Source organism: Cupriavidus ulmosensis (assembly GCF_977008105.1).
Genome location: NZ_CDRMWP010000001.1, coordinates 1,588,661 through 1,614,272, shown reverse-complemented (window position 1 = coordinate 1,614,272; position 25,612 = coordinate 1,588,661). Strand labels below are relative to the sequence as shown.

Genomic DNA, 25,612 nt, shown 5'->3' with positions numbered 1-25,612 from the left:
CGCCGGAACCACAGGAGAAAACCTGCCATGAACGATTTCCTGACTCTTCCCGTGCGCGAGCTGGCGGCGCGCATCGCGCGGCGCGAGCTGAGCGCGCAAGCGGTGGCGCGCGCCTGCATCGAGCGCATCGAGGCGGCCGAGGCCGGCGTCCTGGCGTGGCAGCATTTCGATGCCGCCCAGGCGCTGGCGCAGGCCCGCGCGCTCGACGCCGCGCCCGCGGCCGGCGCGCTGCAGGGCGTGCCGCTCGGCGTCAAGGACCTGATGGACACCGCCGACATGCCCACCACCTACGGCTCGCCCATCTACGCCGGGCACCGCCCGGCGATGGACGCGGCCTGCGTGGCCGCCGCGCGCGCGGCCGGCGCGCTGGTGATGGGCAAGACCGTCACCACCGAGTTCGCCACCTTCCAGCCCGGCGCCACGCGCAACCCGCGCGCGCCGGCCGACGCGCCGCGCACCCCGGGCGGCTCGTCCAGCGGCTCGGCCGCGGCGGTGGCCGCGGGCATGGTGCCGCTGGCGTTCGGCACGCAGACCGCCGGCTCGATCGTCCGCCCGGCCGCGTACTGCGGCGTGGTCGGCTACAAACCCACCTACGGCACGCTGCCGGGCGCCGGCATCAAGCCGCTGGCGCCGAGCCTGGACACCGTGGGCGTGCTGGCGCGCACGGTCGACGACGCGGCCTTCTTCATCGGCACGCTGGCGCGCCTGCCGCTCGCGCCGGCGGATACCGCCGCGCCGGCCCGGCTGCGCGTGGGCATCTGCCGCACGCCGCACTGGGAGCGCGCCGGCGAGGACAGCCGCCGCGCGCTGGCCGATGCCGCGCGCGTGCTGCAGGCGCAGGGCGCCACCGTGGGCGAGCTGGCCATGCCGGAAGCCTTCGCGCGCCTGACCCAGGCACAGATCGACATCATGGCCTACGAGGCCGCCGCCGCCTTCGTGCCCGAGCTGCGCGCGCGCCCGGAAGGCTTCAGCGCCGCCTTCGCCGCGCTGCTGGCCACCGGCCAGCGCATCGGCGGCACGCATTATTTCGCCGCGCAGGCGCTGGCCGCCGAGGCGCGCCGCGCGTTCGAGGCGGCCTTCGGCCAGTTCGACGTCGTGCTCGCGCCCAGCGCCGAGGGCGAGGCGCCGGCCGGCCTGGGCGCCACCGGCGACCCGATCTTCAACCGCATGTGGTCGCTGCTCGGCAACCCCTGCGTGCACGTGCCGACCGGCACCGGCGCGCACGGCATGCCGGTCGGCGTGACGCTGGTCGGCCCGTGCCGCGGCGACGCGCAGGCGCTGGCCGCCGCGCACGCGCTCGAGCGCGGCGTGGCGTGAGCCGCGGCGCGGACCGGAACAACATCCCAGGAGCACCGTTTTGACCTTTCAGGAACAACAAGCCGCCGAGCGCGCCCAGGACCATGTCGACGGCACGCGGCTGCAGGCCGCCATCGCCGAGCTCGCCGCGTTCGGCGGACGCGACGACGGCGGCGTCTCGCGCGAGGCGCTCACCGACGTCGACCTGGCCGCGCGCCGCCACCTGATCGCGCGCGCCCGCGCGCTCGGCTGCGAGGTGAGCACCGACGACTGCGCCAACCTGTTCTTCCGCCGCGCCGGCACCGCCGACCTGCCGCCGGTGCTGACCGGCAGCCATGCCGACACCCAGCCGGTGGGCGGCAAGCTCGACGGCGCCTATGGCGTGCTGGCCGGCCTGGAAGTGATCGCCGCGCTCAACGACGCCGGCACCCGCACCCCGCGCCCGATCGAGGTGGTGGCGTGGACCAACGAGGAAGGCAGCCGCTTCGGCCCCGGCGCGATGGGTTCGAGCGCGTTCGTCGACCCTGCCTGCCTGCCGGCCTACCGCGACGCGGTCGACGGCGCCGGCGTGCGCTTCGGCGACGCGCTGGACGCGGCGCTGGCGGCCTCGCCCGACGTGCCGCGCCGCCCCATGCGGCAGCCGATGTCGGCGTGCGTGGAGCTGCATATCGAGCAAGGCCCGGTGCTGGAGCGCGCCGCGGTGCCGCTGGGCGTGGTCGGCGGCATCCAGAGCGTGCGCTGGTATCGCGTGACGTGCGCCGGCACGATGGGCCACGCCGGCACCACGCCGATGCGCGAGCGCAGCGACGCGATGGCCACCGCCGTGGACATCGCGCAGCAGCTGTACGCGTTCGCCGCGACGGCATCGGGCGCCGCCGCCGGCACCGAGCTGCGCCTCACGCTGGGCCGCTGGCAGGTGTCGCCGAACTCCGTGAACACGATTCCGGGCAAGGTAGAATTCACGGTCGATGCGCGCTGCGTGGACGAGGCGGTGCTGGAGCGCTTCGAGGCCAGGCTCGGCGAGATCGCCGCGCGGCAGCACCGCGGCAGCGTCGGCTTCGCGTGCTTTTTCCGCCGGCCGCCGACGCTGTTCCCGCCCGCGATGCTGTCGCTGGTGGGCCGGGCCTGCGAGCGCGCCAGCGCGCGCGCGGGGCTGGCCGCGCCGCTGCAGCTGACCTCGGGCGCGTTCCACGATGCCATGTACCTGGCCGGGCACTGCCCGACCGCCATGATCTTCGTGCCCAGCAAGGGCGGCATCAGCCACAACGCGGCCGAGGACACCGCGCCGCACGACCTGTTCCTCGGCGCGCAGGCGCTGGCCTACACCGTGGCCGCGCTCGCGCACCAGTGACCAACGCAGCGGGCGGCCCGCAAGCCGCCGGCTTGCCCTCATTCCTGGACGGATCGAATTGAAAGCGAAGAACGCACAGCCCGCCAAGACGGCCGCCGCGGCGCCGGCCGCCAGGGCCAAGCCGGCAGCCGGGGCGGCCCCCGCGGCCAAGGCCGCGCCGCGGGCAACGCGCCGGGACGCGCCCGGGAAGGCCGCCGGCGCGGGGTTGCCGCCCGCGCCACCCGCCGCGCCCTCGCCCGCCGCCACGCTCGGCCTGCAACTGCGCCACGCCCGCCTGGTGGCCGGCTACACGCTGCTGCAGCTGTCGCACAAGGCCGGCTGCTCCGAAAGCCTGATCTCCAAGCTCGAGCGCGGCCACGCCACACCGTCGTTCGCCATGCTGCACCGGCTGGCGGTGGCGCTCGACACCAACATCGCGGCGCTCACCAGCGACGAGGCGCCCGGCGAAAACCCGATCCTGCGGCGCGGCGAGCGCTCGGTCATCAAGGCCGGCGGGATCGCGCTCGAGCGGCTGGTGCTGCCCAAGCGCGGCGGGCTGCTGCAGGCGAACATCCATATCGTGTCGCCGGGCGAATCCAGCGACGGGCAGATCGAGCACGTGGGCGAGGAAGTTGGCTACGTGCTCGAAGGCGTGCTGGAGCTGATGCTCGGCGACGTCACCTACACCATCGCCGCCGGCGACGCCTTCACCTTTCCGAGCAGCGTGCCGCACGGGTACCGCAACATCGGCACCGACGTGGCCAAGGTGCTGTGGGTGAATTCGCCGGCGACGTTCTGACTCTCGCGCCTTACTCGAACGGCTGCGGCCGCTTGGTGGCGTCGCTCGACGGCGGCAGGATCGGCAATGTGAGGCGCGGCTGGTCGCCGGTCAGCGTCTTGAGGAAGGCCACGATGTCGGCGTTCTCCTGGGCCGTGAATTTCCGCCCGAGCTGCAGGCGCCCCATCGTGTCGACCGCCTCGCCCAGCGTGTCGGCGGCGCCGTCGTGGAAGTACGGATAGGTCAGCGCGACGTTGCGCAGCGTGGGCACCTTGAAGTTGAAGCGGTCGGCATCGCGCCCGGTGACGGCGTAGCGGCCTTCGGCCGGGTTCGAGGTCTTGTACGGCTCCACCAGCCCCATCTTCTGGAACGAGTTGCCGCCGAGATTGGGGCCGTTGTGGCAGGCGATGCAGCCCGCGCTCTTGAACAGCTGGTAGCCGCGCAGCTCCTGCGCGTCGATGGCGGTCTTGTTCCCCTTGAGCCACTTGTCGAAGCGCGCGTTGGGCGTGACCAGCGTGCCCTCGAATGCCGCGATCGCCGCCGTCACCTCTTCGATGGTGAGCTTGTCGTTGCCGAAGACCTGGCGGAATTCCGTCACGTATTGCGGGATGGAATTGAGCATGTCCACGGCCAGCTCGTGCGAGAACGCCATCTCGCCGGGATTGGCGATCGGGCCGCCGGCCTGGGCCTGCAGGTCCTTGGCGCGGCCGTCCCAGAACTGGGCGAGGTTCAGGCTCGAATTGAGCACCGTGGGCGAATTGATCGGGCCCTTCTGCCACTTGTCGCCGATCGAGGTCTTGAGGTTGTCCGAGCCGCCCATGCTCAGGTTGTGGCACGAGTTGCAGGAGATGAAGCCCGAGCGCGACAGCCGCGGATCGAACCAGAGCTTCTCGCCGAGCCGGACCTTGGCCGGCTCCGTGACCTTGGCGGCGGAAATGGGCTGCACGGGCTCCTGCGCCGCCGAGTGCGCGGCGCCAGACAGCAGCACGAAAGCCAGACCTGACATACCCCGGACGAACGAATTCTGGAAAAGCCGTTTCATGGAGGACTCCGTTTCTTGTTTTTGAACAGGAGGCACCATCGGGATGAAACGAAGCGGTCGCGTCGCCGGGACCCGCCCGATGGCGCCTCTTATCGACATGCGCCAGAAAAGCGTATCGATTAGGCGCCGGCGGCCATCGGCGGGCCTTGATGCCAGTCAAGAAAGCCTACGGGTTAGCCGCGACTGTCTCCATGCGGGCACGGACTGCCCGCCCCGAGCGGCAATGTCGCTAATGTCTTGGCCGCAACGCCGCGTGGATGGCCTCGTCGCGCATCCGGCGACGCGGCCCGTCAGCCGACGGCCGGCTCCTGCGACGCGGTTTCGGCGACGATCCGGTCGCGCCCGCCCTGCTTGGCCTGATACAGCAGCAGGTCGGCGCGCCGCATCAGCCCGTCCGCGTCGCGGGTCTTGCCGGGCACGGCGAAGGCCGTGCCGAAGCTGGCCCGCAGGCTGAACCGCTCGCCGCTGTCGGCCACGAGCATCGTGGCCGACAGGCGCTCGCGCAGGCGCTGCGCCATGTCCACGGCATCGCTGCCCGCCGGCACGCAGGCCAGCACCGCGAACTCCTCGCCGCCGATGCGCGCCACGATGTCCTCCTCGCGCCAGACCTCCCGGCTCAGCGTGGCGACGCGGCGCAGCGCGCGGTCGCCGGAGGCGTGGCCGTAGCGGTCGTTGATGCGCTTGAAGTGGTCGATGTCGAATATGGTCAGCGACAGCAGCCGCCCGTCGGCGCGCCGCCCCGCCCCCGAGCAGGCATCCTTCAGCCTGCGGTCGAAGGCGCCGCGGTTGAGCAGGCCGGTGAGCGCGTCGGTCTCCGCCATCTTCGAGAGCTTGGCGATCAGGTGGCGGCGCTCGTTCTCCAGCCGGGCCCGCTCGATGCTGTTGCCCTGCAGGACCTGCACGGCATCGAACAGCTCGCCGATCTCCCCGCGGTATGGCCTGGGCGACAGCGGCGCGGCGAGGTCGCCGGCCGCGATGGCGCGGATGGCGCTGGCGGCTTCGGCGAAAGGCTGGACCACCTGCCGGCGAAACAGCCAGACGCCGAGGAACAGGCAGGCGACCACCACCGAGAGAATGGCGACGATGCCGCCCAGCCACGCCAGTCGGACGTCGCGCCGCGCGCCCACCTGCTGCTGGACCAGTTCGAGGACCTCGTCCCGGAAATTGGTGATGGAGCCCATCAGGGGCACGTAATGCCGGGCGAACTCGGCGGTCGAGACGCCCGCGTCGCCGGGCAGGCTCGCCAGCGCGCGCACGCGGGAGAAATAATCCAGGCCCACGCGGAAATACTGCATCTCCACCAGCTGAAACGCGCCGCGCGGCAGCGCCTGATCGTTCAGCACGCGCGGCTGGAGCAGCGCCCGCAGTTGCGCGATGGTGCCCAGCGTGCGCTCGATGGCGAACTGCTCGGCGTCGGTCAGCGGCCGGCCGGTGCCCAGCGCCGGCGTGAGCTGCGAGCCGAGCAGGCCGGCCTGTTCCCGCAGCAAGGCCGCCAGCCGGGCCGCCAGCAGGCGGCTGAGCGCGCCGGGCGCGCCCCGGTCGACCTTGGCGGCGCTGACGTCGGCGATGGCCGTGAAGTGCGGAACCACCTGGATCATGCCGGCCACCGCGCGATGCAGCGCTTCGCCCGTGCGGGCGCCGCGCGGCTGGTCCAGCAGGCCGTCGATGAAGGCCCGCGCCCGAACCAGATCCGCGCGTGCCCGCAGCACCGCGTCGCGTTCGTCGAGGCAATCGCGGCACGCCGGCGCCTCGAGCTGGCTCAGCAGGTCGGCGATGCGCCGGTCGCTTTCCGCGCGCGCCTCCCGCAGCGCGCGCTCGCGCGCCGGTGGCGGCGGCGACGCATCGCCCAAGGCGGCGTTGCTGGGGCCGCGCTCCACCGAGACCTTCTCCATCGCGAGCAGGATCGAGTGGAAGACGCGCAGGTCGGCGAGCGCGCGATCGGCATTCGCGTAGGCGGCCCACTGGTACGAGAACAGCCAGGCCGACAGTGCCAGCAGGACCACGGCCAGGGTTGCGGCGATCAGGGCAAAGCGGCGTTCCAGCGGCGAGGTTGGCAAGGGAATCTTTAGCATCGTGAGCGGGCACTACCGGGGCCGGGGCCGATGCGTGTCGCCGCATCCGGCCCGGGCTTCAGGGTGTGTCGAGGCCGCGCGAAGGACTCCAGGCGGGACCTTGCCGCCTGAGCGGCCGCAAGGTCGAAAATCCTCGGAACAAGGAGCGTATTTTAGCGGCGGCGGATTCGGCGGTGTTGCAGGGTCGACTTGACCCATGCCGGCAGGGCATGGTATGGCGGCGGCCTGCCCGGACCCCGCCGGCACCGGCGGCGGCGACGGATTCGCCCTATTTCCCCGCCGGCTGCCCGGGGGACGCCACGGGGGGCGCGAGATAGGGCTCGACGCGCGCGGCCTGCATGGCGTAGCCGGCATATCCCATCATGGTTTCCGCGCGCTCCACGCGCATGACGCCGCTGATCCAGACCGTGTCCATCGTGCGCAGCCCCGGCAGCGGCTGGTCGGTACGCACGTGGATGACCTGGTTGGCGGGCGGCGGCGGCACGTGGATGCAGGCGCCGAAATACGGCACCAGCAGGAATTCGCGCATGGCCTCGCCTTCCGCGTCGAGCGAGACCACGAACCCGGGCAGCCGCACCGGCGCGCCGTCCAGGCCGCGCTCGACCGGCGCGTTCTTCCAGTATTGCCGCGCCTTGTACAGCGCGACCTGCGCGCGCGGATCGCCGTCCTCCATCTGGTCGAGCTTGAGTCCCTTGAACGGCGCCATCGGGTCCCAGCCCCTGGGCAGCAGGGCCTGCCAGTCGATCTCCCGGAAGGCGGGGTCCGGCGGCCGGGCGGCGGCGGGCGCGTGCGGCAGCGGCTGCCCCACCGCGTACTCCGCGCGGGCGGCGGATGCGGGATTGCCGGCCGGCTCGCCTTGCGCCAGCGGGCGGAACGCGCGCACCCCCACGATGGTGAGCGCGGTGAGCGCCACGAGCACGACCGTGGCCGCGACGGCGGCGCGTGTTCGTCCTGACATGGGTGCGGGCTGTGCCGTTCTTCGCATCTGCGCGCCTACCTGCCGCCCGGCCTCTCCACGTAGGGCTCGACGAGGCTGCCGCGCATCGCGTAGCCGGCGTCGCCCATCACCGAGGAAAAGCGTTCGATCCGGAGGGTGCCGCTGACCCAGACCGAGCTCATCGTCCTCAGCCGGTTCCTTAGCGGCTTTTCCATCAGCACGTGGACGACCTGGTTGGCCGGCGGCGGCGGCACATGGATGCAGGCGCCAAAATACGGCACCAGCAGGAATTCGCGCACGATGCCGGCGTCGCCCGACATCGGCACGACGTAGCCGCGCAGGCGCGCGCGGGCGCCCTGGAGGGACGGCTCGACCGGCGCGCTTTTCCAGTAGTCGCGCGCCTTGAACAGCGCCTCCTGCGCGCGCGGGTCGCCGTCCTCCAGCTCATCGAGCTTGAGGCCCTTGAAGGGCGCCTTCGGGTCCCAGCCCCGGGGCAGCAGCGCCGACCACGGCAGGGTCGGAAACTCGTCGCCGCCCTCGGCGCGCGCCTGCGGCAACAGCGCCGCGCCGGCGCCGGCCACCGCGGCGCGCAACATCGTTCGTCTGGTCGGCATGGGATGCACCTCAGGTATTGGGCGTCAGGCCGTCGGCCAGGCTCAGCCGGTAGGCGCGCCACCCCGGCAGCAGCGACGCGGCGGCCCCGGTGGCGACGATCGCGGCCAGCAGCGGCAGTTCGCTCGCCTGCGGCCAGGCGACGGGCAAGGCCAGGCCGAGGCTCGCCTCCAGCCACGGCGCGACCGCCACCGACAGCACGGTCAGCAGCAGGTAGCCCGCCAGCGTGCCGGCCAGCATCAGCACCAGCCCCTCGGCCGCCAGCAGCATCATCAGGTCCAGCGGGCGCGCGCCCACCGCGCGCAGGATGGCCAGTTCCCGCCGCCGCTCGCCCAGCGCGGCGAGGATCGAGGAGACCAGCCCGGCCAGGCCGACCGCGACCACCAGAGCGGACATCAGCAGCAGGCCCTTCTCGCCGATGCTGACGATGTCCCACAGGTCGTCGAGCGCCACGCCCGGCAGCACGGCCATCAGCGGCTCATGCGGGTCGTCGGCGATCTCGCGCTGCAATGCGAACACGCGCGAGCGCAGCTTCAGGCCGACCAGCACGCCGGTGATGCTCTTGGGCGTGAGGTCGAACTTGCGCACCAGCCCGGGCGGGATCGACAGGCCGGGGATCGGGGTGCCCGCCTGCCAGTCGAGGTGTATCGCTTCCATCGCCTCCAGGCCGATGTGCACGGTCCGGTCCACCGGCGTTCCGGTGGGCGCCAGAATCCCGGTGACGACGAACGGCTTGTCCGCGTGCTGGAGCTGCCCCGCCATCGGCCCGGTGGCGTCGCCGTGGCTCAGGACGATGCGGTCGCCGAGCCGGTAATTGAGCCGGCGCGCCACCTCCGCGCCCAGCACGGCGTCGAACAGGCCCTGGAACGGCTGCCCCTGCGCGAGCACCAGCGGGCGCCGGTCGCCGTAGCGGAAATGGCGGAAGTAGTCCTGCGAAGTCGCCAGCACCGGAAAGCCGCGATGGGAATCGCCCAGCGAGATCGGGATGGTCCAGGCCACCAGCGGATGCCGCGCGATGCGCAGGGCGCTGTCCCAGCCCATGTTGTTGGTCGCGCCGCCGAGGCGGAACACGGTGTAGAGGATCAACTGCGTCGGGCTCGAGCGCGCGCCGACCACGAGGTCCGTTCCCGAGACCGACTGCGAGAATCCGGCCCGGACCTGATGGCGGATGCGCTCGACGCCGAGCAGCAGCGCGGTCGACAAGGCAATCGCCAGCACCATCAGCAGCAGGTTGTAGCGGCGGTTCCAGGCGCTGCGCGCGGCCAGCCCGAGCAGCGGCATCAGGCGGCCTCCGCGGCGCCGGCCGCCGGCATGGCGAAGCGGCTGCCGAAGCGCGCCGCCAGCCGTTCGTCATGGCTGACGAAGACCAGGCTGGCGCCGACCGCGCGGCACTCGCGCTGCAGCAGGTCCATGAACGCGGCCTGGCGGCCCGCGTCCAGCGCCGAGGTCGGCTCGTCGGCCAGCACCAGCTCCGGGCGCCCCAGCAGCGCCCGGGCCGCCGCGACGCGCTGCTGCTGCCCGACCGAGAGCCGCGCCGCCGGCCGCCGCCACAGCGGCTCCGGCAGGTCCAGCCGCGCCAGCAGCATGCCCGCCGCCGCCGCCGGGCTCGCGCCCTGCTGCGCCGAGCGCCGCCGGCGCAGCGCGGAGAACTTGCAGGCCAGCAGCACGTTGTCCAGCACGGACAGATAAGGCAGCAGGTTCAGTTGCTGGAAGATGATGCCGATGTGGTCGGCGCGGAAGCGGTCGCGCTGCGCGCCGCTCAGGTCCCGCAATGCCGTGCCTTTGAGCAGGAGCTGGCCCTGCCCCGGCACCAGGACCCCGGCCAGCAGGCCCAGCAGCGTGCTCTTGCCGCTGCCGCTGGCCCCCGAGACGAAGACATGCTCGCCGGCCGCCACGCGGAAACGGTCCAGGGTCAGGCACGCCGCCTGCTGGCCCGGCCAGGCGAAGACCACATCCGTCAGGTCGACGACCGGTTCGCTCACCATGCGGTGCTCACCACGGTGCTCACCATGCCAGCCGGTAGCCGGCGCGCGTCAGCGTGGCCCCGGCCTGCTTCGCCGGCGTGACCAGTTGCACCGCGGCGCGCTGCAGCGCCGGAAACGCGTCGAACAGTTTCACGTCGATCTGGCGCAGCGCGGACGCCGCCTTGCAGCGAAACGTATAGTCGGCATCGAGGTCGGCATGCGCGTCCCGGGCCGCCGCCTGCGGAGCAACCGCAGCCACTGCGGCGCCGTCGCCGGCGGGCATGAAGGCGCGGTTCAGCGGGCCGAAGTCGAACCGCACCGATTCCAGCCGGCAGCCCGCGGCGGGCGAGGCGACGAACAATTTCTCGCCATCGCGCAGCCGCGCCATGCCTTGCTGCGCGGCAGCCTGCTCGGCCGCGCCATGCGGAGCGTGCTCGAAGCCGAACAGGTTCATCAAGGGCGACGCCAGATGCACCGTGAGCACGGCCCCGTCCTGCACCACGTCCAGCTTCGCCGCGCCGTGCACATGCGCCTCGTGCGCGCCCGCGCCGGCCATCATCAGCAAAGCGGCGAGCGCCGCGCCTGTCCGTCCCAGATTCATTGCGTCCACCAAGAAGAGAAAGCCGAGAGCGCCAGGGCAGCCGCTTTCACCCCGCAATCGCGGTACCCAGATGCGTTTCCGCGGCCCGTGGGATCCGATGCCCAGGCGATGCCCCGGAAGGCGCCGGCGCTCTCGCGCGAGCGGGCTCGGCAGAACCGTCGCTTGCGCGAAAGCGCGGCCGCCTCGCGGTGGCCGCCGGCGTGCAGTCACGATTGGTACTCACGACTGGCACTCACAATCCGCGGCCATGATTTGCAACCGAGTTGCACGGCAATCATAAATGCAACAAAGTTGCATGGCAAGGGTGGGAGTGAAGAAAGCGTGTGGTTCCGGCGAGGCCATGCCGATCGCGAAGCGGCAGCCGCGCGCGACAATGCGGGGCAGGATGCGCCTGCCGACATAGGCGCGCCCTGCCCCGCATGACGTGGCCGGCGCGGCCGGCCGGACCGGAGAAGCCGGACTGGAAGGCTAGAGGTCCAGCTCCAGGCGCGGCGACCGGCTGCCCGAGCAGCAGATCATCATGGTGCCGCGGCGCTCGTGTTCCGCCGCCGCGCGCACCGCGTCCCGATGCAGCGGCTGGCCGCCTAGCACGCGCGTTTCGCACGCGCCGCAGACGCCCTCCTCGCACGAATAGGACACGTCGATGCGCTCGCGCATCAGCGCCCCGAGGATCGATTCGCCCTCGCGCACCTGCACGTCGACGCCCGAGCGCCGCAGCGTGACGACGAAGGTGCCGGCGCCGGCCGTCGCGCCGGCTTCCGCGGAGGAAGATGCGACGGCAGCGCCAAAGCGCTCCACGTGGTTGCGCTCCGGCGGCCGCTGCGCGGTGAGGCGCGCGAAGTCGTCCAGCATGCGCGCCGGCCCGCAGCAATAGACCTCGGTGTCGTCGGACACACCGTCCAGGACCACCGCGAGCGAACCGCCGGCGCGATCCGGCGCGCCGGAATAATGCAGCGTCACGCCGGGCCGCCCCTCCAGTTCCGCGCGGAACAGCACGTGCCCGGCCGAGCGGCACCAGTAGTGCAGTTCGACCGCGCGGCCGAGCGCCCGCAGGCGCGCGAACATCGAATAGACCGGCGTGATGCCGATGCCGCCCGCGATCAGCAGCGTGCGGCCCGCGTGCTCGTCCAGCGCGAAATGGTTGCGCGGCCCGCCGATCGTGAAGGTCGCGCCCACCCGGCATTCGTCGTGCAGGCGCCGCGAGCCGCCGCGTCCGTCCGCCTCGCGGCGAACCGCCACGACGTAGGACGAGCGCGTCGACAGCGGCGTGACCAGCGAGTACTGCCGCACCAGGCCGGGGCCGATGCGCACGTCGATATGCGCGCCCGGCTCCGGCTCGGGCAGCGGCGCCGCATCGAGCGCCGCGAACTCGAACAGCGAGACGTCCGGCCCGGCGTAGCGGATGCTGGCCAGGCGAGTGGCGTAGCCCACTTCAGCAGAAGGTGCCATAGGTGACGCCCATGTTGCGCAGCCAGCTGCGGTACTTCTGCCCAAGCAGGTCGCTGCGATGATGCAGTTCGTAGCGCAGGTCCACCGGAATGCGTTCCGGGCGCTGTGTATCGACGATCTCGCTGTCCTGCGCGTAGACCAGGTCCTGCCGCTTGCGCACTTCCTCCGGGGTCGGCGCCGGCGAGAAATTCATCGCGCAGCAGATGCGCACGATGCTGTGGGTCTCGTCGATCTGCTGCGCGGTCAGGAACGTGCAGAAGCGGTCGTTCGGGTTGCCCTCCGCCACGCGCGCCGGATCGGAAATCTCCACGCGCTTGCGGAAATAGGCCACGAGCGGGCGCAGGCAGCGGTAGGCGTAGTAGGCGATCACCGGCACGTTGCGCGGATCGCCATACGGCTGCGTCACGCGGACTTCGTTGGTCGACAGGCCGTCCTCGGTTTCGTCGACCTCATAGGGCGCGATCACGTCGGGGTTGTCGATGAGGCCGTTCACGCCCGCGTGCACGAACGGGAAATGCGTGGTGTCGATGAAGTTCTCGATCGCCCGGTATCCCGAGCGGAAATGGTACGGCCCGCACAGCACCTTGGTGTACGACGGATCGTCCCATTCGGGGAACGCCGGGATGTCGTTCGACGGCGTGCCGAGGCACACCCAGATGAAGCCGTAGCGCTCCACGACCTGGTGCGCGATGGCGCGCGCCTTCTTCATCGGGGTCTCGGTGGGCGCCGCCGGCATCAGCACGCATTGCGAGGTGCCGTCGTAGTTCCAGCCGTGGTACGGGCACACGACGCGGTCCTCGCAGATGAAGCCCTTGGACAGCCGCGCGCCGCGATGCACGCAAAGGTCCTCCCAGACATGCAGGCTGCCGTCCGCCTGCCGCCACATCACCAGGTCGCGCTCGAGCAGCGTCACCGGCACCAGCTTGCCCGGCACGACGTCCTCCGACACGCCCGTCACATGCCAGTCGTTCAGCAGGACGGTGTCCTGGCATCCTTGCAGTTCCTTCGCCAATACGCTCACTCTGTTCACTTGCATTCTCCTGTCTACGTGGGGGTGGTTTGATGTGCCTGCCCGGGGCCATTGCGGCGCGACACCGCGTTGCGGCGCGCAGTCGCGCGCCGGCGCGCCGGCCGCTCAGCGCGCGTCCGGCTGCACCGCGGCAAGCGCGAGCCGATGCAGCGTGATGTGGCGGATCGCGATGCGCGACGCGCCGATGTGGGCCTTGACCAGCATCTCCGCGCGATCGGCCTTCCTGGTCATCAGGCAGCGCAATATCGCCCTGTGCTCGTCGAACGCCGCCGAGATCCGCGCCGCGTCGGTGAAGTCGAGGCGCCGGATGATGCGGATGCGCTCGGTCAGCCGCGCGGACGTGCGCGCCATCTCCCGGTTGCCGGCCAGCTCGACCAGCGCCTGGTGGAATCGCTCGTCCTCCTGCGCGACCCGCTTGCCGTCGAGGTTCCTTTCCGCCTCCGGCACCATCCAGAACCTGCACAACGCCGACAGGTCGGGCGGCGAGTCCATCGCGCACAGGCGGCGCACGGCAATCACCTCGATGCTGGTGCGAAAGTCATAGAGATCGTCGTAGTGCGCCAGGTCGAACGGCTTGACCTGCCAGCTCGAATGGCCGTCGAGGCGCTGCAGATACCCTTCGTGCGCGAGCAGATGGAGAGCAAGACGCAGCGGCGTGCGCGAGATGCCCAGCGCATTGGCGAACTCCTGCTCCGAATAGCGTTGCCCCGGCGGCATGCGGAGTTCGAAGATGTCCTCCTTGATCCGTTCGTAGGCATCGTTGACCATCGAGTTCTTGCCTCGGGTCGCCGACGCCTGGTCCTGCACGATTTCCAGCCTCTGCGCACCATCCCGGTTCATCGTCATCTCGCTCACGCACATGTTTTGGACATCAATTCGGATTTCAATTTGGATCCAAATAGAAATCCACTTATGGATTCGGAATTACGCGGGAGTTATGCAAGATGCTTGCCAGCGCGGGCGGCGCCGGCCCGTGGGGAGCCGCGCGGACAACCGGCGCAGACAACCGGGACGCTAGATACGGGGCTGGTGGACTGGCGGCGCGCCGTCTGCGCCCCACCCTCACTGATAGCTCAGCGTGAACGCGGCAATGCCAACGACGTCGCCCGCCTGCACGGCGCCGGTGGCGACGTAGCGCACGGTCAGCGGAATGCTGGCCAGGCCGGCCGACGATCCCACCAGCCACTGACCGGGATTGCCGGGCGCGATCGACGGCGCGCCGTAGTTGACCGGCACATTGCCCGCGCGCAGGATGCGCAGCCGCACGCCGCGGGCCGCGGACGCGGTGGTCAGGTTCAGCAGGTCGCTCCGGTTGGCCGGATCGGTGAGGTCGGTCAGGGTCACGTAGACCCTGGCGCCGGCGGCACAGGTCAGGCCGATGCTGAACGGGGTGTCGCCGGTGCCGCTGGTGCCGGCCGCGCTCAGGACGCCGGCATTGACCGGCGGCATGGGGACGTTGACCGGAGTCGCATTCACCGTGCAGGTCCGGGCCATCAGCCTGCCCTGTGAGGTGCCCGACCATCTGCTGACCCAGGCGAGCGGGCTTGGCCCGGCGAAGTCGCCAAGCGGGTTTGCGCTGTCGTTGAAGCGGAACTGGTCGAAGTTGCTGAAGTTGAAGCTGCAGACACTCGACGCGGGGCCGCAATAGATCACGTTGCCCCCGGGCTGCGGGTTGTCATAGAGGACGTCGCTGACCTTCACCAGTTCATAGGTGATTGCCACCGACCCCGAGCAAGGCGGGACGCAGGGTGCCGTCCATGACCTGTCGTACCATGTCTTGGTGTTGTTAAAGGGGATGTTGGAAATCAGCTGGCCGTTGACGTATATACGCACGCCAAGCGTGGCGGCCTGGTTGCGGACCCTGACGCCAGGCACGGCCGTGCTGTTCACCCAGACCGGCGCATATTGCGGGGTGTAGGTGCGGGGCGTGGATGCCTTCGGGCAGTTGTACTGGTAATGGACAGTCTTCGAGGCGAGAACCGTGCCGTTGGGTGCCTGCGCCTTGGGCGGCAGCAGGAACAGCGGCCAGATGGCGATGTCCTGGCAGCCTGGCGAGCAACTCGTGTTCAGCGGCGGCGTCATCGAGCACAAGACAAGCTCGGCGTGGGCCGCGGCGTGCAGGCCGAACCAGAGAACCAGGACGGCCAGGCAACGGCGGCAGTATTGCATCGGGTTCATGGGAAATTCGCTCCTGCCGGCGCGCCGGATTCGTCGGGGATGGGGAACAGGGTTCGGGAATCGCTGGCCGGCGCCAGCGCGAGCGGCACATCGCCGCTGTCGCACACCGCCGCGAGGCTCGCATGGGCATTCCCGCCCGCGGCGGGCAGGCGGTACGCGAACGTGCAGCGCTCGCCCGGGCGCGCGCCCCAGGTGGCGCTCAGCCGGCCGGCCTCCGGCAGGCCGCGCGCGAACAGGCGGCCGCCGTGGCCGGCGATGCCGACCCTGTTGCCCTGCTCGTCGAGCACGTCGGCGCCGAACGGCAGCGCGGTGCCGTCGGCCAGGCGCGCGCGGATGAGCACGGCGCGACCGCTGACGGTGGCGAAGCGCACCTTCACCACCGCGTTGGCGCGCGGCGCCACCTGTTCGCTGGTGGTCCGTAGTTCGATGTCCAGCGGCGTGCCCTTGGGGTCGATGCTGACGGTGTTCACAGCATAGGGCGTCAGATAGGGCACCACCGCGTAGCCGCGCGCGTCGATGCGCAGCCCCGAGATGCCGTTGACGCGCGCGCCTTCGGCGCCCCTGGCCTCGACCACCGCCACGGTCTCGCCCAGCGCGTTGCTCAGGGTCACGCCGCCGGCGTGGGCCACCACGGCACCCGAGATGCCCAGCGACTGCTGGGTGTAGCCGCGGCCGCCGGCGACGCCGGCCGAGAGCGTGGCGACGGCGCCGCGGTACTGCATGCTGGCGCCGCCGTTGCCGTTGCCGGCGGCGCGCCCCGCGCCGACGCTGTAGTTCAGTGCGCTGTCTTCGCCGAGGCCGCCGCCCAGGCTGACCTGCTGCGAGCCGCCGCCGTTGTTGCTGTGCCCGTAGCTGCCCGTCAGCAGCGACGCCGGCCGGCCGCGTCCGAGCGGCAGCGAGACGCTGGCGAACACCTGGTTTTCCAGCCTGCCGGAGAAACCATCACGCTGGCGCGACAGCGAGAGATTGATGCTCAGATCCAGCCCGCCCACGCGAAAATGGCCGTTGTAGCCGATCTGGAACTGGGTCATGGTCCCGCGCTGGCGCCAGTAGTCGGTGGTGGAACCCACCGCGTAGAGGTTGCCCCAGCGCACGCCCAGGTTCTGATTGAGGGTCAGCTGCAGCTGGTTGCGCTGGCGGTAGGCGAGCACCGGGTCCTGGCCGCCGTCGCGCCCGCCGCGGCCTTCGCGCGCGCCCAGGGCATCGCGCACGCTCCGGTAGCCGCTCGAGGAGTAGCGGTAGGCGGCCACGGTGATGCCGGTGCCGGTCTGCTCCAGAAGCTGGCTGTAGCTCAGGCGCACGCTTTGCCCGCTGGCCCGGCCGGCGCGGGCGATGCTGGCGCGGGCCTGGGTGACGTCCAGCGCCACCGCTCCGGCCAGCGTGTTGAAGGCCGCGCCCAGCAACCCCGCCATATAGCCGTTGGCAGCCAGGACGCCGGCGTAGCCGGTGAACAGGTTGGTGAAGCCATGCTGCGCCGTGGCCTGGACGATGGTGGCGCGGCGGCCGACCAGCCGCTCGCGCAGCCTGCCCGCGCTGACGTTGAAGCGGCTCGTGCCCGGGCGCAGCGATTGCGCCACCGCGGCATAAGGCACGCCGAAGCTGCGCTGGCTGCCGTCCGCCTCGGTGATCGTCACCAGCAGGTCGCCGCCGTAGCCGGTGGGGTTGAGGTCGTCGATGCGGAACTCGCCCGGCGCCACGTTGATTTCATAGAGGGTATTGCCGTTCTGCGTGACCTTGACGTGCGCGTTGCTGTTGGCCACGCCGCGGATCAGCGGCGCGTAGCCGCGCACGGACTCGGGCAGCATGCGCTCGTCGCTGGCCAGCGTGGCGCCGCGGATGCCGAGGCTGTCGAACATCGCGCCGTCGGTGAAGACGTCGCCCAGGGTCAGCTGGCTGCGCAGCGCGGGCAGGTCGCGCTGCAGGTAGGTGGCGACGCTCTGGTAGGTGCCGCGCCCGCGCGATTGCAGGCTCGCGCTGCCGTGGTGGCGCAGGTGCCAGCCGCCGGCGTTGAGGCCGCCGTTGAGCCCCAGGTACGACGAGGTGGAGGCGCCGCCGCTGCCGGACATCCGGAAGGCGCTGAAGTTGTACCCCAGCGTGGCCGAGGGGATGCCCGCATCCCAGAACTCGGGACTCACGTAGCCGCGCGGATTGCGCAGCAGCGCGGCCTGCGGCAGGCTCAGGTCCAGGCGCAGCTTGCCCAGGTCGAAGGCATAGGAAGCGGCCGCGGCGATGCGCGCGAAATTGCCGCACTCGCCGCCGCGCATGCGTGCCAGTTCGTCGCGTCCGGCCGCGTCGAGAGCCGCGGCGTCCAGGCCCAGGCGCTCGATCAGCGACGGCGCGAAACACGGCGCCGCGCTGTGGTCGGCCGGCGCGGTGGCGAAGCGCACGCTGGTGTTGCCCAGCCAGTTGCCGTTGAGGTACAGGTCGAGCCGGTAGTCGCCGGGCGGCACCGGGCTGCCGCGCGCGAAGCGCGAAACGTCGATGCGCTCGCCCTTGCGGTTCATCAGGAAATCGTTGTCGAAGTGCACGGCGGCGAGCGCGGGCGCGTCCGGGGCGTCGGCCTCGGCCAGCGCGGCCGCCTTCCAGCCGCCGAGCATCGCCAGGGCGAGCGCATGGCGCCCGCGCATCGTTGCGGCACCGCGTGGCGAACGTCTGCGGCGGGCGCGGGGCATGCCGGCGCTCAGCGCGGCGGCGCCTGGTAGGCGCCGTCCTGGCTGCCGCCGAAATCGTCGAGATAGCGGTACTCCACCGAAAACGGCCCGGCTGGCGGCGCCGCCAGCTGGCCCAGCGGAAAATCGGCGCTGGCGCCCGGATCGACCATGCCGCCCTCGTCGTTGCTCCAGGTCTCGCCGCCGGCCCTGGCCACGATCCGGCTGAAGGTCACGTGGTAGGCGCTCGGGTTGCTGGCCCGCAGGACGTAACCGGTGCCGCCGCGCGCAAACCGCCAGGTCACGCTGCCCGGCGCATCGCGCGCCGCGCCGGCGAGCGCGGCCGGACGGAAGAACAGCTTGATGCGCGTGCGGAACGCCAGGCGCAGGGCATTGCGGCGGTCGTTGCCGGCGGCCTTGGGCGGCACTTCCAGTACGTTGAGCCAGAACAGCGACTCCCTGTCCTGCGGCTGCGCCTCGCGGGTATGGAACAGGCGCAGGCTCTGCCCCTTGCCGGGGTCCAGGCGAAACAGGGGCGGCGTCAGCGTGAACGGCGCGGTGGATTCGTCCGGCGTGGCGGTCAGGTCGCCGCCGTCGATCCAGGCCTGCACCAGGGCCGGGGAGCGGCCGTTGTTGTCGAGCTTGACCGTGACTTCGCTCTCGCGCTCCGGATACACCACGCGCGTGGCGTTGATGACGATGGAGGCCGCGGCGCTGCCCGGGCCGAGCGCGGCGCAGGCCATCAGCGCGGCCAGCGCCGCGCCCGGCCGGGCTCTGTGCTTGACTGGCATATGCGTTTCCATCCCGGCGCCGCCCGCGCGCCCTTCGGCCAGGGCGGCGGCCGTTGCCGCGTTATGCAAGTGTGCGGGTTACGGGTAGACGATCATGTACGGCACCGAGGTTTCCACCGTGCCGTTGGTGACCGGGAAGGACGCCGCGTAATAGCGCGCCTTGTAGGTGAGGTCCGCCGCGCCGCCGGTCAGCGCGACCGGCTTCGAGTTCTGCGCGCCGTCCGGCTTGCCGACGAGGACCGCGGTGTCGTCGCCGTTGACGATCTGGATGTCGGCGTTGCTGCCGCCGGTGGCGGCATTGTTCAGGCGATTGGTCACGACGTTGGTGTTGGCGCCCGGCATGAAGCGCGTGTGCACGTTGCCGGTGCTCGGCGAGCAGCCGGTCAGCCTGATGGTGAACGGCTTGGCGCCGGCGAAGGTATTGATGCCGGAGAACGCGGATGCCGGCACATTGTCCAGGTAGACGTAGACATCCTCGTTGTTGGTGCCGGTGATGGTGCAGGTGGATGCCGTTACCTGGCCGGTGATGTAGATGGTGCCGTCATTGGTCTGGGCCCGGGCGGAAGACGCGGCCGCCGCCGCGCCCGCCAGCACGAAAAAAAACGAGAGAAGTTTCTTGGACATGGCAGTGCTCGCTGTATCGATTGGCCGTTCGCCTCGAACGGTGAGGAAACCCGCCACCGCACCGGCCATTCGGCCGCAGGACGGATTTCGAGGGCGAGTGTCGATCAGAAAATGCGCGCAGATTTGCGGACATGTCTGCAACTTCACAGAGAAAAATCGGATTAATTCGAGAGAATTTTCTGATGACTCATTGGGCGCATTTGTGACGCGGGTGGTGGTGTCTTTGTGTTTGCGGCGACGATCGATCGCCAGCGGAGCCAGGCAGGCTTCTTGCGGCAGGCAAGTCCTGGACAGCGTGTTGATGCAACCGCTGTCGCCCGTGCAGACGCCGTAGCGGACGAACCAAGAGTCCTCGGCGCCCCCCTCCGTCGTTTTTTCGGACACCCGCGCCTGCCAATCCGATGAACACTTCTGGCGCGGTATCGTATTGTCGTTCCCTCAGCGAAGTACCCGCCAGTGTTGCGGGTGTACGGGACACGACCCTGCTAGCGCGATGTCCTGGAGTCTGCCCGTCACGCCATCCCAAAGTGGAATCCGTGGTGCCACTGCGTGCGTAATCCGTGGAAAGCGCAGGGACTTGGCATTCGAGGAAGTCCTTTGCCCCCTTTATCGAGCAGCCTGTTTCAGTGGATAGCGGCGCGACGGACGGCCGAAATCCAGGCCCCCGGGGTCATACCGAAGGTGCTCTTGAAATGTCGGGACATATGACTTTGGTCCGAAAAACCGCCGTCAACGGACGCGGTCGACAATGATTCGCCTTCAATCAGCAGATGCTGCACATGTTTGAGTTGAAGTTTGGTGCGAAAGCGGCTCAGACTCGTACCGAACAACAAGCGAAACTGTCGGGCGATCGTCCATCGGTCGAGCCCTGAAACCTGTTCGAGTACGTCCATCGATGTCTTCTCCCAAGGGGCGGACGCAATGAAATCATGTACACGTGCCAGTTCAGTCACGGCGAGCGCGCCGACTGTCGGCTTCCGGTCGGTCGTGGCAGCAGACATCAATAGGCTGGCGACCGCCACTGCGATGTCGATTCGGGAAAGCTTGTCGATCTCTTCGTTCAGGTTCCAGATGCCAGCCGCCAGGGCATCATTGATCGCCGGAGTCTGAACAATCGGGGTGCGAACGAACGGCAACATGCCACCGCCAAGCGCCTCCTGAACGAGTTCGGGCTCCACATAGGCGATGCGGTAAGCGTAGCCTTCATCCGTCCCTGCCCGCCCGTCGTGCATTTCATCCGGATGAAGGATGTGACATTGACCCGGCAAGCAGAAGCGCGTTTCGCCGAGATACCGAAAAGTCTGCACGCCGGCAAGCGTGATACCGATGGCATAAGTGCTGTGACGATGTGGAGTAAAGGCGTGATCGACGAAACACGCCTCCACGCGCTCAATGCCGGCAGTGCCAGAACCTACCCGGATGTGATTTTGGCTTGACACGTAATTGTGTGCACAATCGTTCAAGACAACCTCTGTTACGTTCTTTTATCGTCACGGCTCAAATGGTACATCGGAGACGCCATGCTGAGCCACGTTGCCCCTGCTTCTGGCGGGTTGCCGCCAATTCTATCTCTGCTTCTCGCGTCAATCGTTGTCATGGGAAGCCCCGGACCATCGACTGTCAGCGCGACGGCAATGGGCGCATCGTATGGCATGCGGCACGCACTCAGATATGTCCTGGGGCTCATCCTCGGTACGATCGGAGTCTTGTTGTTGATAGCGACTGGCATCACTGCATTCGTGATGTCGGCGCCGAAAGGCGCCCGAGTCCTGAACGCCATCTCCGCAATCTATATTCTTTACTTGGCATATAAAATCGCGATTGCGCCGCCACTTGGCGAGCGGGATGGCGACGTTTCCTCTCCCTCGTTCAAGGGCGGGGTCCTGCTTGCAATTGCGAATCCGAAAGCTTATGTCGCGATCGGCGCAGTTTTTTCAGGAACAACACTTTTTGCGGGCCACTATGGTCTTGATGCTGCGGCGAAGATTGTCTTGCTGAGCATCATGGTTGCCGTCATCCATTTTGTTTGGCTGTTAGCCGGCGTCTCGTTGGCCCGATTCCTGTGCGACCCGGTTGCTTCACGCATCATCAATCTTACGTTAGCGGCAATACTGGTAGCAGTATCGCTAGTTTCATTGCTCGAATTTGCCGTCTCGATCTAGAAAGCCCTTGCTCCATTGGGCGACAAGATCACGGTCCGCCGCAGTTGCATTCGCCGCGATGGCCTTGTATGCGTCGCAGAGCTGGGCTTGGGGAAGCACCGGAGCAAGCAGGTCCATTGATCCTCGCCGCAGAGTAAGCTTCATGCAAGCCGCCAAGGTACATTTGGACCGCGTAGACCAGGAGAGGCCCTACGACATCCCCCTTCGTCCCCCCGACCGGCGAGCGACAGGAAATGGCGAACTCAATCGGCGGGCCGCTCCCTGGACGATACCGTCATCCAATTGCCCGGCCGCTGCATCCCCCGCCCCGAAATTCGGCGAAGAACCTCTTGCTCCCTCGCTTGGCCAGCGCTGTTATCTGCCTTAGCTGGCCTCTCACCGACGGGATGCGTGGGCGCGAAGCCGCAAAGAAAAGGAGAACACCGTGGCGTTTCTTCGCAGCATTTTCTACACCCTCCTGCTGATAGGTGTGCTAGGTTATTTCGCTCGTCGCATCTACTTGAACATCACTGAGCCCAGCCGGGTAGCCAAGTCCACGTTGACGCTGGGGCAATATCTGAGCCAATACCCGCACTGCGGGACTTCCCGAGGCATCCAATGTGCCCACTGCCATTCCATGAGCATCAAGAACTGGGGCTTTACAGGCGCAGAAGATCCACGCCGCCTGTTTATCTGCAATCAATGCAACACCAGGCTCTATCGCACCGAGAATTGGTGAGCGTCCAAGAGTGCGACCAATGAACATGCCAAGGAGTCGAAACCCAACATGTCGTTCTCAGAGAAGGACCGTGCGGCACTGCTAGCCGTAAAAGGCGTGGGCCCCACAGTCGTGGCGCGACTGGAACAGATGGGCTTCCGCTCGCTGGCGCAGCTTGCCGTGGCTAGCGTCACCGACATCGTCACTACCGCCGCCAGCCTGACTGGCTCGACGTGCTGGAAAAACAGCCCGCAGGCGCGCGCGGCCATACAGCGCGCAATCGAACGGGCGCAGTCCGAACTGCCGTAGCACCAACGGGAATGCCAGGCGACCGCCGATATCCTCTCGGTGTCCCCGCCGACCTGCTCCCCACCCTGCGAACTACGTCTTCTTGGGCTTCTTCCTCGGTTTCGCCCTGGGCGGCCGGCGTGCCGCGGGCATCGGCGGCGCGGCGGCAGGATCGGCGATGCCGGGGTTTACATCCACGCCGAGGCGCTCGGCCAAGTCCAGCACAGCATCGTAGGTCGCTTCGTGGGCAACAAGACTCAGCGAGTCGCCCGCCTGTTCAAGGGTGCCCGGCTTGACCCGGTCACCGAACAGCATCAGCGCCTGGGCGCTGTCATCCTGGCGCGAGGTCCACAGCAACCCCTGCGCCTCGGGACATTGGGCGTGGCATGCCACGGCCCACGCTCGCGTAGCCGGATACTGGTCTTTCTCCGTATCGATCAGTTGCTTGCGCGTGACGCCAAGCTTGCGCAACGCAACGCTGCGCAGATCGATCAGATTCAAAGGCTGGCGAGTCACCAGTTGAGAATGCAACTGGTCCATCAGTTTGCCCTTGTCGTAGATCTTGGTGCCGGTGGCATGAGGCACGTCGTGGAACACCGTCTCCATCGCAGCGCAATCGAAACTGGAACCGCCATACAGAGTCGGGATCGCCGTATCGGCGGCGCTCTGGATCGGACTGAAGCGTGCATTGCCCTTGGGGCCGGGGTTGAACTGGTCGCCGTCGTACAGGTCCTGGTGAATCCGATGGATCGGCTTGTCCACCGGCCAGGAAACCAGCGAGACCGCCAGCTTCGCCGGTGGCAGTGGCGTGCCCGACGGTGGCGTATCGGCCTTGCCGGCGGCATCGTCCGAAAGCGGGCTCTTCCGCCTAGCCATGGGCGACGCCCTCCTTTTCGTCCCTGGCGGCAGCGACCACCCGTTCGGGCTCGGTCGCCAACAGATCCTGCGGGCGCTTGCCGCCCAGGAAGCTATTGACGCTCAGGAACCAGCCCGCCAGAGCCCAACCATCCTTGCTTGCGCCGAACACCCGGAGAACCTCGGCCATCACCTTGTGCGGACGATAGCCCGCGGCCGGATCCAGGCCGTAGCCGGGGAAATAGTCCACGCCATGGTGGCGCAGGGCGAAAATCGCCCCGTCGCGCTTCCACTTGTTGGGCTGGGCGCTCGGATTGGTGGTACTGAACCCGGCCAGTTCGGCGATTTGCGGCGCGGTCAGCCAGTCGGCGCCTTGCAGGATAGCCGTGCGCGCGCGTCCCATCATGGCCGCCTCCCGCAGCATGGCCGGCCGCGGCGGTTCAACTGGCACCAGCGCGTCAATGATGGTTTCCAGGGTCCGCCGTTCCCGCAGGATGATGGCCGCATCCACCAGGGTGGCGATGTTGGACAAGGTACTTTCCAGCGCCCGGATGGCCCGTTCGCTGCTATGCGCGACCATCACGGCCACCACCCGCCCTTCGTCCGTATCGGCAAGCTGCTGACGGACCTCTTTCGGGCTACCTGCCAAGGTCGCCACCCCGGCCAATTCGGAATGCAGATGTTCAGTGATCATGACGCCACCAGATTAGATTGGTTATTACGAAATCATCATAACCCATATAACCATGGATAGCCATATTGGCACGCCACGGACGAGTATCCTGGCGTACCCGTCGCGCGGCCCGGTTCAAATGCCGGGCCACTACCGTACCGAGGCCCAACTGCCGGGAGCGCGCCATGGGCAATCCCGGCGCAGCCTAGCCCTCGAATACGCGATGCAGCGCCGGCGGCTCGATCCCGGCGATGTTCAGCGCGATCTCGCGCCGCGCCACGCTGCCGGGCTTCACGGCCTCGCGATCCACGTAAAACTGCCCGTACCAGTCGCGCATCTGGTGGATGGGCTCGCCCTCGCACAGCAGCGGGTTGTCGATGCGGATCTTGCTGTCCCAGATCGCCACGTCTTCGTAGAACGCCGCGCGCGCCTGTTCCACATAGGTCAGCGCCAATGCCGTGTTCTGCTCATCGGACAGCCCCGCACACGCTTGACCAGCACGCCGTAGCGCAGATCGAAGCTGTGCGCGTTCACCGGCACGTGGCAGTTCAGCAGGACCGAGTGGATCGGCTGGTCGCCCATGCGCCCGCTCATCTCGGTGATGTGATAGGCCGGGCCGAAGTACGTGGACAGCGCGGCCAGGCGATCCTCGCCGGACAGCCTGGCGCTGCGGCCGATCATCAGTTGCGTGGCCTTGTGGCCCTCGAACAGATTGGCGAAATAGTCCACCGGCGCGCCGTGCACGGTGCCGAAATGCGCCATGTCGGAGATATTGTCGACCAGTTCGCGGCAGTTGGTCTGGATCAGCATCGTGTCTATCGCCCACTCCGACCATTCGCCGTCGAAGCACGCCTCGATGCGCGGAATGGCCACTTCGGACGGCGGCGGCAGGCCTTCGGGGTCGTGCCAGATGAACAGCAGGTGGTTCTGCTCGCAGGTGGTCCAGCTACCCACGCGGGCCTTGGGCGGCACGCGCTTGCAGTACGGGATCGACTTGCACGCGCCGTCGCCGCCCCATTGCCAGCCGTGGAACGGGCAGACGATCCGGTCGCCCTGCACCGTGCCCGTGCTCAGGTCGGCGCCCATGTGCGGGCGGTGGCCGTCGATGACGCGGATGGCACCCGTAGGCCTCAGCATCCATCCAGGCGCGCGCGACCGCGTCGCGCAGCGCCGGCATGCTGACCTGGTTCACGCGGCACTACCTGCCCGATCCGCGCCAGGCGGCCGACGTGCGCGCCAGCCCGCTGCGCCAGCGGGCGCTGGCGGACGTGGCGACGGCCGTGCATCGCTGGCCAGGGCAGATCCACGGTTTCATGAGCATGCTGGGCGTGCTCGACGCCGCAGACTCTGCGCTCGACCTGGCCGCCGCCGCATTGCGCGCAGCCTTCGCCGGCAAGCAAACAGTGGCATGAGGAAACGAGGCCCGGGATCCGGCATGTACGACACGGCATGTGCGGCAACGCGCCAGCGCCGCGGTACGCACCGCGGATGTGCTTTCTGGGGGATGTGGAAGAAGGAACGCCGAGAGCAGCAGACACGGATGGCGGTCATGACGAAGAGGTATCCGAGCGAAATTCGTCGAATA

The 25,612-nt window shown here is 69.0% G+C and carries 24 protein-coding genes and 1 pseudogene; 7 read left to right on the top strand and 18 right to left on the bottom strand.

Translation table 11 applies throughout. The annotated features are described in order from the left end of the window. Window positions 1–27: 27 nt before the first annotated feature. The 3 genes from ACWTPI_RS07350 (at window position 28) to ACWTPI_RS07340 (ending at window position 3,425) form a co-directional block, all read left to right on the top strand. Window positions 28–1,317: an amidase gene (locus tag ACWTPI_RS07350; RefSeq protein ID WP_454731294.1), complete on the top strand. Its 1,290-nt coding sequence runs from the start codon at window positions 28–30 to the stop codon at window positions 1,315–1,317. A gap of 40 nt (window positions 1,318–1,357) precedes the next feature. Further along, window positions 1,358–2,647, top strand: a complete 1,290-nt coding sequence (locus ACWTPI_RS07345; protein ID WP_454731293.1) for a M20 family metallo-hydrolase — start codon at window positions 1,358–1,360, stop codon at window positions 2,645–2,647. A 205-nt stretch (window positions 2,648–2,852) separates the two neighbouring features. Then, window positions 2,853–3,425: a helix-turn-helix domain-containing protein gene (locus ACWTPI_RS07340; RefSeq protein ID WP_454732456.1), complete on the top strand. Its 573-nt coding sequence runs from the start codon at window positions 2,853–2,855 to the stop codon at window positions 3,423–3,425. A gap of 10 nt (window positions 3,426–3,435) precedes the next feature. Here ACWTPI_RS07340 and ACWTPI_RS07335 read toward each other — a convergent pair whose 3' ends face one another. The 15 genes from ACWTPI_RS07335 to ACWTPI_RS07265 all read right to left on the bottom strand — a co-directional run bounded on the left by ACWTPI_RS07335 (window position 3,436) and on the right by ACWTPI_RS07265 (window position 20,815). After that, window positions 3,436–4,410, bottom strand: a complete 975-nt coding sequence (locus ACWTPI_RS07335) for a cytochrome-c peroxidase (protein WP_197090406.1) — start codon at window positions 4,408–4,410, stop codon at window positions 3,436–3,438. A 326-nt stretch (window positions 4,411–4,736) separates the two neighbouring features. Next, complete coding sequence (locus tag ACWTPI_RS07330) at window positions 4,737–6,503, bottom strand: GGDEF domain-containing protein (RefSeq protein ID WP_059413246.1); 1,767 nt, start codon at window positions 6,501–6,503, stop codon at window positions 4,737–4,739. Window positions 6,504–6,786: 283 nt separating this feature from the next. Then, window positions 6,787–7,476: a DUF3299 domain-containing protein gene (locus ACWTPI_RS07325; protein ID WP_454731292.1), complete on the bottom strand. Its 690-nt coding sequence runs from the start codon at window positions 7,474–7,476 to the stop codon at window positions 6,787–6,789. A gap of 35 nt (window positions 7,477–7,511) precedes the next feature. After that, window positions 7,512–8,069 (bottom strand): DUF3299 domain-containing protein, encoded by a 558-nt coding sequence (locus ACWTPI_RS07320; RefSeq protein ID WP_454731291.1) that lies wholly within the window; start codon window positions 8,067–8,069, stop codon window positions 7,512–7,514. A gap of 10 nt (window positions 8,070–8,079) precedes the next feature. Beyond that, window positions 8,080–9,348, bottom strand: a complete 1,269-nt coding sequence (locus ACWTPI_RS07315; protein WP_454731290.1) for an ABC transporter permease — start codon at window positions 9,346–9,348, stop codon at window positions 8,080–8,082. Then, window positions 9,348–10,052, bottom strand: coding sequence for an ATP-binding cassette domain-containing protein (locus ACWTPI_RS07310; protein ID WP_454731289.1), 705 nt, complete (start codon window positions 10,050–10,052; stop codon window positions 9,348–9,350). The genes ACWTPI_RS07315 and ACWTPI_RS07310 overlap by 1 nt, the downstream gene beginning before the upstream one ends. A gap of 19 nt (window positions 10,053–10,071) precedes the next feature. After that, on the bottom strand, window positions 10,072–10,590 hold the full coding sequence (locus ACWTPI_RS07305) for a DUF2796 domain-containing protein (RefSeq protein WP_454731288.1): 519 nt from the start codon (window positions 10,588–10,590) through the stop codon (window positions 10,072–10,074). A gap of 510 nt (window positions 10,591–11,100) precedes the next feature. Further along, entirely contained in the window at window positions 11,101–12,081 is a 981-nt protein-coding gene (locus ACWTPI_RS07300; protein WP_454731287.1) for a PDR/VanB family oxidoreductase, read from the bottom strand. Continuing rightward, window positions 12,065–13,111 (bottom strand): Rieske 2Fe-2S domain-containing protein, encoded by a 1,047-nt coding sequence (locus ACWTPI_RS07295; RefSeq protein ID WP_454731286.1) that lies wholly within the window; start codon window positions 13,109–13,111, stop codon window positions 12,065–12,067. Before ACWTPI_RS07295 ends, ACWTPI_RS07300 begins: the two co-directional genes overlap by 17 nt. Before the next feature lie 105 nt (window positions 13,112–13,216). Continuing rightward, complete coding sequence (locus tag ACWTPI_RS07290; RefSeq protein ID WP_063923053.1) at window positions 13,217–13,951, bottom strand: GntR family transcriptional regulator; 735 nt, start codon at window positions 13,949–13,951, stop codon at window positions 13,217–13,219. 222 nt (window positions 13,952–14,173) lie between these two features. Next, the gene (locus ACWTPI_RS07285) at window positions 14,174–15,289 is read right to left on the bottom strand and encodes a fimbrial protein (RefSeq protein ID WP_454731285.1); all 1,116 of its coding nucleotides are present in this window, start codon (window positions 15,287–15,289) and stop codon (window positions 14,174–14,176) included. After that, complete coding sequence (locus ACWTPI_RS07280) at window positions 15,286–17,916, bottom strand: fimbria/pilus outer membrane usher protein (protein ID WP_454731284.1); 2,631 nt, start codon at window positions 17,914–17,916, stop codon at window positions 15,286–15,288. The genes ACWTPI_RS07285 and ACWTPI_RS07280 overlap by 4 nt, the downstream gene beginning before the upstream one ends. Window positions 17,917–17,969: 53 nt before the next feature. Continuing rightward, complete coding sequence (locus tag ACWTPI_RS07275; RefSeq protein ID WP_454731283.1) at window positions 17,970–18,728, bottom strand: fimbrial biogenesis chaperone; 759 nt, start codon at window positions 18,726–18,728, stop codon at window positions 17,970–17,972. Window positions 18,729–18,806: 78 nt separating this feature from the next. After that, window positions 18,807–19,352, bottom strand: coding sequence for a fimbrial protein (locus tag ACWTPI_RS07270; protein ID WP_454731282.1), 546 nt, complete (start codon window positions 19,350–19,352; stop codon window positions 18,807–18,809). A 623-nt stretch (window positions 19,353–19,975) separates the two neighbouring features. After that, a complete protein-coding gene (locus ACWTPI_RS07265; protein WP_454731281.1) occupies window positions 19,976–20,815 on the bottom strand; it encodes an AraC family transcriptional regulator in 840 nt (279 codons plus the stop codon). Between the two features lie 57 nt (window positions 20,816–20,872). On the opposite strand from ACWTPI_RS07265, the gene ACWTPI_RS07260 reads away from it, so the two are divergent. The 3 genes from ACWTPI_RS07260 (at window position 20,873) to ACWTPI_RS07250 (ending at window position 22,520) form a co-directional block, all read left to right on the top strand. After that, the gene (locus ACWTPI_RS07260) at window positions 20,873–21,514 is read left to right on the top strand and encodes a LysE family translocator (protein WP_454731280.1); all 642 of its coding nucleotides are present in this window, start codon (window positions 20,873–20,875) and stop codon (window positions 21,512–21,514) included. Between the two features lie 424 nt (window positions 21,515–21,938). After that, window positions 21,939–22,232 carry a hypothetical protein gene (locus ACWTPI_RS07255; RefSeq protein WP_454731279.1) on the top strand — a complete coding sequence of 98 codons (294 nt, stop codon included), beginning with the start codon at window positions 21,939–21,941 and terminating at the stop codon, window positions 22,230–22,232. Between the two features lie 48 nt (window positions 22,233–22,280). Continuing rightward, the gene (locus ACWTPI_RS07250; protein WP_454731278.1) at window positions 22,281–22,520 is read left to right on the top strand and encodes a helix-hairpin-helix domain-containing protein; all 240 of its coding nucleotides are present in this window, start codon (window positions 22,281–22,283) and stop codon (window positions 22,518–22,520) included. Window positions 22,521–22,592: 72 nt separating this feature from the next. Here ACWTPI_RS07250 and ACWTPI_RS07245 read toward each other — a convergent pair whose 3' ends face one another. From ACWTPI_RS07245 to ACWTPI_RS07235, 3 genes and pseudogenes are all read right to left on the bottom strand, one after another. Next, complete coding sequence (locus ACWTPI_RS07245; protein WP_454731277.1) at window positions 22,593–23,375, bottom strand: RES family NAD+ phosphorylase; 783 nt, start codon at window positions 23,373–23,375, stop codon at window positions 22,593–22,595. Further along, entirely contained in the window at window positions 23,368–24,048 is a 681-nt protein-coding gene (locus ACWTPI_RS07240; protein WP_454731276.1) for a hypothetical protein, read from the bottom strand. Before ACWTPI_RS07240 ends, ACWTPI_RS07245 begins: the two co-directional genes overlap by 8 nt. A 184-nt stretch (window positions 24,049–24,232) precedes the next feature. Next, a pseudogene (locus ACWTPI_RS07235) lies at window positions 24,233–25,152 on the bottom strand (Rieske 2Fe-2S domain-containing protein); the annotation flags it as partial. A gap of 50 nt (window positions 25,153–25,202) precedes the next feature. Here ACWTPI_RS07235 and ACWTPI_RS07230 point away from each other — a divergent pair. Continuing rightward, the gene (locus tag ACWTPI_RS07230; RefSeq protein ID WP_454731275.1) at window positions 25,203–25,439 is read left to right on the top strand and encodes a hypothetical protein; all 237 of its coding nucleotides are present in this window, start codon (window positions 25,203–25,205) and stop codon (window positions 25,437–25,439) included. Window positions 25,440–25,612 lie beyond the last annotated feature (173 nt).